General features: G+C 70.2%; 7 protein-coding genes. 3 read left to right on the top strand and 4 right to left on the bottom strand.

Annotation, left to right across the window (positions count from 1 at the left end):
• Nucleotides 1–164: 164 nt before the first annotated feature.
• Both C1I98_RS32005 and C1I98_RS32000 read left to right on the top strand, forming a co-directional pair.
• Nucleotides 165–1,196, top strand: a complete 1,032-nt coding sequence (locus tag C1I98_RS32005) for a TolB-like translocation protein (protein WP_111171097.1) — start codon at nt 165–167, stop codon at nt 1,194–1,196.
• Between the two features lie 55 nt (nt 1,197–1,251).
• Complete coding sequence (locus tag C1I98_RS32000; RefSeq protein WP_111171096.1) at nt 1,252–1,653, top strand: NUDIX hydrolase; 402 nt, start codon at nt 1,252–1,254, stop codon at nt 1,651–1,653.
• Nucleotides 1,654–1,689: 36 nt separating this feature from the next.
• Here the strand turns inward: C1I98_RS32000 and C1I98_RS31995 are convergent, their stop codons facing one another.
• From C1I98_RS31995 to C1I98_RS31980, 4 genes are read right to left on the bottom strand one after another with little or no spacing between them, the layout of a single operon-like run.
• Nucleotides 1,690–2,388, bottom strand: coding sequence for a GntR family transcriptional regulator (locus tag C1I98_RS31995; protein ID WP_233508363.1), 699 nt, complete (start codon nt 2,386–2,388; stop codon nt 1,690–1,692).
• Nucleotides 2,389–2,402: 14 nt separating this feature from the next.
• Entirely contained in the window at nt 2,403–3,143 is a 741-nt protein-coding gene (locus tag C1I98_RS31990; RefSeq protein WP_111171094.1) for an alpha/beta fold hydrolase, read from the bottom strand.
• 36 nt (nt 3,144–3,179) lie between these two features.
• Nucleotides 3,180–4,049, bottom strand: coding sequence for a 3,4-dihydroxyphenylacetate 2,3-dioxygenase (gene hpaD, locus C1I98_RS31985; RefSeq protein ID WP_111171093.1), 870 nt, complete (start codon nt 4,047–4,049; stop codon nt 3,180–3,182).
• Entirely contained in the window at nt 4,049–5,494 is a 1,446-nt protein-coding gene (locus C1I98_RS31980) for an aldehyde dehydrogenase family protein (protein WP_111171092.1), read from the bottom strand. Before C1I98_RS31980 ends, hpaD begins: the two co-directional genes overlap by 1 nt.
• A 403-nt stretch (nt 5,495–5,897) precedes the next feature.
• Here C1I98_RS31980 and C1I98_RS31975 point away from each other — a divergent pair, with 403 nt between their 5' ends.
• A complete protein-coding gene (locus C1I98_RS31975; RefSeq protein ID WP_111171091.1) occupies nt 5,898–7,310 on the top strand; it encodes a fumarylacetoacetate hydrolase family protein in 1,413 nt (470 codons plus the stop codon).
• Nucleotides 7,311–7,449 lie beyond the last annotated feature (139 nt).

Here is a 7,449-nt window from a genome sequence, read left to right as displayed (position 1 = left end):
AGAGACAGCCTCGTCGTCTTCCTCGCCTCCCCCGCCGCCGGCCACATCACCGGCGCCACCATCCAGGTAGACGGCGGCCAACTCCTCACCTGACTCCGGCCCCTCGCGGGCTCAGGCCGGACACGGTGAGGTGGAAAAGGTGCGCCGAGCGCCCGACGCCCACCGTGACCAAGAGCCCGCCCCGGGCGCCGGACAAGGTCTTTCCGGCGATCGAGAAGGTGTGGCCGAACGCCGTGCACAGCCTCCCCGCCACCCTGCCCAACGGCAGGCCGTTCCGGCCCGAGGCGTTCCTGGACGATCGGACGATCCTGGCCAGGACCCTCAAGGACGGCCACGCCGACAGAATGGACGGCGTGTGGGCCTACGACCTCGGCTCGCGTACCGCCAGGCGGCTCGTCGCCGTCACCCCGCCCAAGGGCACGACCGTCACCGCCGGTGTGATCTCGGCGGGCGGCGGCAGGCTGGCCTGGTGGACGGCCCGCAAGGTGCAGAGCAAGCCCGTGGTCGACATCTGGACCGCCCCGGCCACCGGAGGCGCACAGCGGAAGGTCGCCACGTTCGGGACCGTTCCGCGCTACGGCGGCATCGACATGGAGATCGTCGGCGACAAGGCCGTGTGGTCGCCGTGGGGCGGTTCCGGCGTCTACGAGGTACCGCTCACCGGCGGACGCCCGAAGCCGGTACCGGGCGCGTTGGCGCACTACACCCTGCTCGACTGGCCCTGGGCGGGCGTCCCGCGCCCCGACGCTCTCAAGCGGAACACCATCGTGGCCTTCAGCACCCTGGTCAACCTCGAAACCCAGCGCCGGCTCGGGCGAGCGACCGCCCCGAAGGGATCCTTCTGCACCGCCACCTGGTGCGTGCGGGACCGCTCGGCGTTCCGCCGCGACGACGGCACAGGACGCCCCCTGCCCGGCCTGATCGACTCCAACGGGGTGGAACTCGACCGTTTCGTCACGCTGCTGCAGACGGGCGAGAAGGGCCTGCTGCGGGGACAGGTGCTGTACGACCTGTCCACCGGGCGGGCGGGGGATCTCGGTCTTCGGGCGACCAAGGTCGAGCCCAGGACGGGAAGCAGGCTCAAGCGCGAATCGATCTCAATGCCCTTGGCGGTGCTCGACTACCGCTACCAGGGGCTGTTCGCTTACGCGCGCGGCGGCGGATGGGTGGTGGTGAACCTGCGCCGGATCAAATGACCCGTTCCGCTGTTAGGTTTCAGGCACGTGTCGCCGCGAGAATCCGGTCAACAGAATGAGCCACCCGTCGTACAGGTTTCCGGTGTCGATCAAGGGCGTGGTCGTTCGCGACGGTCGCGTGCTGTTGTTGCGCAACGAACGGGACGAATGGGAGCTGCCCGGCGGACGGCTGGAGCTGGGCGAGGACCCGCCGGATCGGCTGGTCCAGGAGATCAGGGAAGAGGTCGGCTGGGACGCCGTGGCGGGGCCGATCCTGGACTCCTGGCTGTACCACATCCGCGACGGCGCCGACGTTTTCATCGTGACCTACGGCGCCACCGTGGACACCGACGCGCCACCCGTGATCAGCCACGAGCACAAGGAGGCGGGCCTGTTCACCGAGGACGAGGTGCCCGGTCTGCCGATGCCCGACGGCTACAAGCGGTCGATCGCCACCTGGTTCGCCCGCCTGAGATAGCGAAGGTGCGGGCCCATGAGGGCCCGCACCCGACGGTCAGCGCGGGCTGCCCACGTGGGCGCTGTGCAGGGCCGCCGCCGTGGCGACCTTGTGCATCCGGGCCGCCTCCTCCACCTCGGCCGCCGCCGCGCGGGTCTCGATGAGTTCGAGCAGGTGGTCGTGTTCCTCGACGGAACGGCGGGCGCGCCCCGGCACGTACGTGAAGGTGGACCGGCGCATGTGGTCGAGCCGCGCCCACTCCGACTCCAGCAGCGCGTTGAGGTGGTCGTCCGGGCAGTGCCGGTAGATCGAGAAGTGGAACTCCCGGTTGAGCGCGGTGAAGGAGGCCGGGTCGAACTCCTCCAGCGCCTCGAACATCCGGGTGTTGATCTCGCGCGACTCGCGGATCTGCCCGGCGGTCATCAGCGGCGCTGAGATCGCGGTCGCGTATCCCTCCAGCCGGGCCAGCACGTTGAGCGTGTGCTCGACCTGGACCGCGTCGAAGGCGGCCACCCGCGCGCCGATGTTGCGGATGACCTCGACCAGCCCGTCGGACTGCAACCTGCGCACGGCCTCGCGCAGCGGGATGGTGCTCACGCCGGTCTCCCTGGCCAGCTGGTCGATGACCAGCCGGTACCCGGGACCGTACGTGCCGTCCAGAATGCGCGAGCGCAGCAGCGAGTAGCTGAGCTCGGCCTTTGATCCCTTGGCCCTGGCCTGCTTCGCGGCTGGGGCCGATCTCTTGGTGGTGCTCACACGTCCCCCCTCGCTCATCTCTGGAGCACCTTCACGACGGCCTCGCGGAAGTCGGCTCCCGTCAGGGCCTCGATGTGTCCTCCAGGGACCGTGACGAGCTGCGCGCCCGCGGTCGATTCGACGATACGCTCGATTCCCTTGACCATCATGTCGTCGCGCCCGGCGATCAGCACGGGCGGTGTGCGGCCCGCCCACGTCGCCGGGTCGAACGGCGTCTCGCGCAGTCCCTCCACCACCAGGGCGAGGCCCGCGGCCCGCTCGCCGGCGCCGGCGAGCATTCCGGCGATCATCCCGGTGAGCGGGTCGGCCGGCTGCTCGCCGGAGCGCACCGCGCGGTGCAGCGCCGCGACGTCCACCGCGGTGAACGGCTCGGCCGGGCTGAGCCCGCCGAGCACCGCCCGGCCCGCGCGCTCGGGGGCCTGCCGGACGACCTCCCAGGCCAGCCGCGCGCCCAGCGAGTATCCGACGATGTCGAACTCCCGGGCCCCGGCCTGGTCGAGCACCGCGAGCACGTCACGGGCCAGCGCGTCGGCGTGCGCCGCGGCGACCGCCGCCGGGGCCGGGCTGGCCCCGTGGCCGCGCAGGTCGGGCACGATCACCGTGTGCCCGGCCGCGGCCAGCGCCGCGGCCGTGCCCGGGCGCACCCAGTCGGCGTCTCCGTCCGAGCAGAACCCGTGCAGCAGGACCGTGACGCGCCCGTCGCCGGACGGGCCCGGCTCGAACCTTCTGTACGACAACACCGGCCGCTCAGCCATCCCCAGGTACTCCTGTGTTATTTCACATATGATTTCTTATCGACTCGACATCGTATCGTGCCCGGGCACAGGGAAGTCGACGACCACCTGCCCGGTCCCGGTCGAGCCGAAGTAGGGGCAGAGCTGTTCGCCGCTGCCCTTGTAGTCGCGCCAGCCCAGCATGCCGAAGAGCATGGCCGTGTCGGCCATCGCGCCCTCGCCCGAGCAGCGCCGGTTGTAGTCGGGCAGCATGTCGATGAACTCGGCCGCCCGGCCGGTCGTCCACATGTCGAGCACCGCCATGTCCACCTTGCGGTTGATCTCGCTGCTCACGTCGTTCAGCAGCGACTCGGCGACCTCGTTGTCCGGGAACGCGTGCGACAGCGAGCCGCTGGCCAGGAAGGCCACCTTGTTGTCGCTGTGCCGGATGGCCCGCATCAGGGCCTCGCCGATCCGGCGGTTCTCCTCGATCGAGGAGTAGACGTTGCAGCCGATCGGCAGCACCCTGATGTTGGAGTCGGGGTTCATGAAGTACATCGGCACGAGGGTCGCGTACTCCAGCCCGAGGTCACGATAGGTGTGCACGAGCCCTTTCTGGCCGCCCGCGACGATCTCCTGTCTGGCCAGCTCGGCCAGCTCCGGGTTGCCCGGGTAGTCGTATTCGAGGTCGTGGATGAAGTGCGGCAGCTCATGGCTGGCGTAGGAGCCGCTGTGCCGCTCCTTGCCGTTGAGGTGGAAGCCGATGCTGTTCATCCAGTGGGTGTCGGCGATCAGGAAGGTGTCGGCGCCGCGCTCCCTGGCTCTGCGGCCGACCTCGCTGAGCGCGAGTTCGGCCGGACGGCGGATGCCGAAGTGCTTGCCGGGCTGGAGCGACAGCCAGATCGACGGTACGTGCGTGATCTTCGCTGCGAGGACGAGCTCTCCCATCACACCCCTCCAAGGTGTGTCCAGACGCCTTTGATCTCTGTGTAGGCGTCTATGGCGTAGGGCCCCATCTCCCGCCCCCAGCCGCTGGCCTTGAAACCGCCCCAGGTCGTCGCGGCGTCGGGTACATGACCCATGTTGATGAATACGGCGCCGGCCCGGATCCTTGCGGCCAGCTTGTGCGCGGTGGACAGGTCGTTGGTCCAGATCGACGCGGCCAGGCCGTACTCCGACGCGTTGGCGCGCGCCACTATCTCCTCTGGGTCATCGTAGGCGATCACGGGGATGACCGGACCGAAGACTTCTTCTTTCGCAACCGTCATTTCGTCGCCCACACCCGCCAGGACGGTCGGCTCGTAGAAGTACCCGCCGGCCAGCGGTCCGTCGGCGCGCTGCCCGCCGGTCACCAGTTCGGCGCCCTCGGCGCGGGCACCGCGCACGTAGGAGTCCACCCGGTTCAGGTGCTCCTCGGTGATCAGCGGCCCGAGCTGGGACTCTGGGTCCAGCCCCGAGCCGAGACGCAGCCGGGACGCGGCGGCGGCCATCTTGGCGGTGAACTCGTCGGCGCGCTTGCGATCGACGTAGAAGCGGGCGTACGCGGCGCAGACCTGGCCGCTGTTGAACAGCGCGCCCATGACGTTGCCGGCCACGGCGGCGTCGATGTCGGCGTCGGCCGCGATGATGCTGGGGGCCTTGCCGCCCAGTTCCAGGGTGAGCCGCTTCATGTTGCCCGCGCCGGCGTAGACGAGGGAACGGCCGACCCGGGTGGAGCCGGTGAAGGACACCTTGTCCACGCCCTCGTGCACGGCGAGCCCGGCCCCGACCGCGGGGCCGCCGGTCAGCAGGTTGACCACGCCGGGCGGGAACCCGGCACGTTCCATCAGCTCCACCAGCCGCACGGTGCTCAGCGGCGTCTGTTCGGCGGGCTTGATGATCACCGTGTTGCCGCAGGCCAGCGCGGGGGCGAGCTTCCAGGCGGCGATCATCATCGGGAAGTTCCACGGGGTGATCAGCGCGCACACGCCGACCGGTTCGCGTCTCGTGTAGTGCAGGGTGTCCGGGTAGGAGACCGGGATCACGTCCCCCTGGATCTTGGTGCACCAGCCGGCGAAGTAGCGGAAGTGCTCGGCCGTGCCGGCGACCGTGATGTCCTTGGCCACGCCGAGCGGCTGCCCGTTGTCCCGGGTCTCCAGTTCGGCCAGCTCGTCCGCGTGCTCTTCGACCAGGTCGGCGACCTTCCACAGTAATCGCGCCCGGCGCGCGGCCGGGAGGTCGGCCCATGCCGGATCGCGCAGCGCCGCTCTGGCCGCGGCCACCGCCCGGTCGATGTCGGCGGGCGCCGCCTCGGCGCACTTAGTGATCACCGTGCCGTCGGCGGGGTTCACGGTCTGGAACCGCGCTCCGCCCGATGCCGCCGCCCACTCGCCGCCGACCAGCAAATCGGTCATCCGCCAGCCTCCTTCTCGCCGCAGTCATCCCCGACCGTCACCGCCCTCCCACCGGCCCGTGGCCGGAGGGGACCGCCCGCGACCGCGTTCCCCGGGGGTGGCCTTGGAGTCCGCACCCCCGGGGATGACTTCGGGAAACTCCTCCCCGCCGAGTTCCCGCAGCCCGCGCGCCCCACACCGAAGGGGCGCGTCGGGGCGGCACGCCGCATCCGGGGGATCGCCTTGGCAGGAGGAGCACCCCCGAGGGCGCGCCGCCCTCGAAGTCGAAGAGCGACCCTTCCCCATGAGGCGCGCACCGACCCATAGCTGAAATCATGTATGAAGTCAGATATTTTTGTCTATAGCCCGACCAGGGCCCACGAAGTATCATCAACGATGTCCTATATGATCCGAAAGGGATGGGATGGAACACCCGCTGGGCCTCTCACCAGCCAAAATCATCGCGGTCCACCTGAACTACCGCAGCCGCGCGGCCGAGCGGGGACGCCTCCCGGCTCCCCACCCCACCTACTTCCTCAAGCCGCCGTCGTCGCTGTCGTGGTCCGGCCGCCCGGTCGTACGGCCCGCCGGATGCGAACTGCTGGCCTTCGAGGGCGAGATCGCCATCATCATCGGAACGCGCGCGCACCGGGTGTCCCGGGAGAAGGCGCTCGGTCACGTACTGGGCTACGCCGCGGCCAACGATTTCGGCGTCTATGACTTCAAGCACACCGACGGGGGCTCCAACCTGCGGGCCAAGGGCCAGGACGGCTTCACCCCGGTGGGCCCCGCGATCGTGTGGGCCGCCGACGCCGACCCCGAGAACCTGCTGCTCCGCACGTACGTCAACGGGAAGATCGCCCAGGAGGCCGGCACCGACGAGCTGCTCTACCCGTTCGACCTGCTGATCGCCGACCTGTCGCGGATGATGACGCTGGAGCCGGGTGACATCATCCTGGCCGGCACCCCGGCGGGCTCGACCGTCGTCCAGCCGGGCGACGTGGTGGAGGTCGAGCTGGAGAACGCGGGCCGGCTGAGCAACAAGATCGTCGCCGAGGAGGTCCCGATCCCGCCGTACGGGGCGCAGCCACAGGTGGACGAGAAGACCCGGGCCCTGGCGTACGGGAGCGTCCCGCCGCCGCCGGTGCTGCCCGACGACGTGGCCGCCACCCTGCGGTCGGTGTCCACCGCGACGCTGTCGGCCCGACTGCGTGGGCACGGCATCGACCATCACTTCATCGAAGGCGTCCGCCCGGCTCGGCCGGACCTGCGCATGGTCGGCGTGGCGCGCACGCTGCGGTACGTCCCGCTGCGCGAGGACGTGTTCGAGAAGATCGGCGGGGGCATGAACGCCCAGAAGCGCACGATCGAGGAGATCCGGCCTGGTGAGGTGCTGGTGATCGAGGCACGGGGCGACCATGGCGCGGGCACGCTCGGCGACATCCTCGCCCTGCGCGCGCTGCGCAGGGGCGCGGCCGGCGTGGTCACCGACGGCGGCCTGCGGGACAGCCCCTCGTTCGGCAAGCTGGACATGCCCGCCTACTACGCGGTCGCGCACGCTTCCGTGCTCGGGCGGCGGCACGTTCCACTGGAGTCACAGGTCCCGGTGGCCTGCGGCGGCGTGCTGGTCATGCCCGGAGACGTACTCGTGGGCGACGCCGAAGGCGTGGTCGTCATCCCGCCCGCCCTGGTCGCGGAGATCGCCCAGGAGGCCGCCGCCCAGGAACGCGAGGAACGTTTCATTTACCAGCAGGTGGACGGCGGCGCCTCGATCGACGGTCTCTACCCGCTCGGCCCGCGCCGCCGCCGCGAATACGAGGAGTGGAAGGAGGAGTGAGTCCGGCATGAGATTCCGATCGGACCCCGCGTCGATCCGTGGGTCCATCGCCCCGGTGGTGACCCCCTTCACCGACCAGGGCGCCCTCGACCACGACTCACTACGCGCACTGGTCCGCCGGCAACTACGCCAAGGCTCC

This window comes from Spongiactinospora gelatinilytica (genome assembly GCF_003236385.1).
GTDB lineage: Bacteria > Actinomycetota > Actinomycetes > Streptosporangiales > Streptosporangiaceae > Spongiactinospora > Spongiactinospora gelatinilytica.
This window is presented reverse-complemented; position numbering and strand designations above follow the sequence as displayed.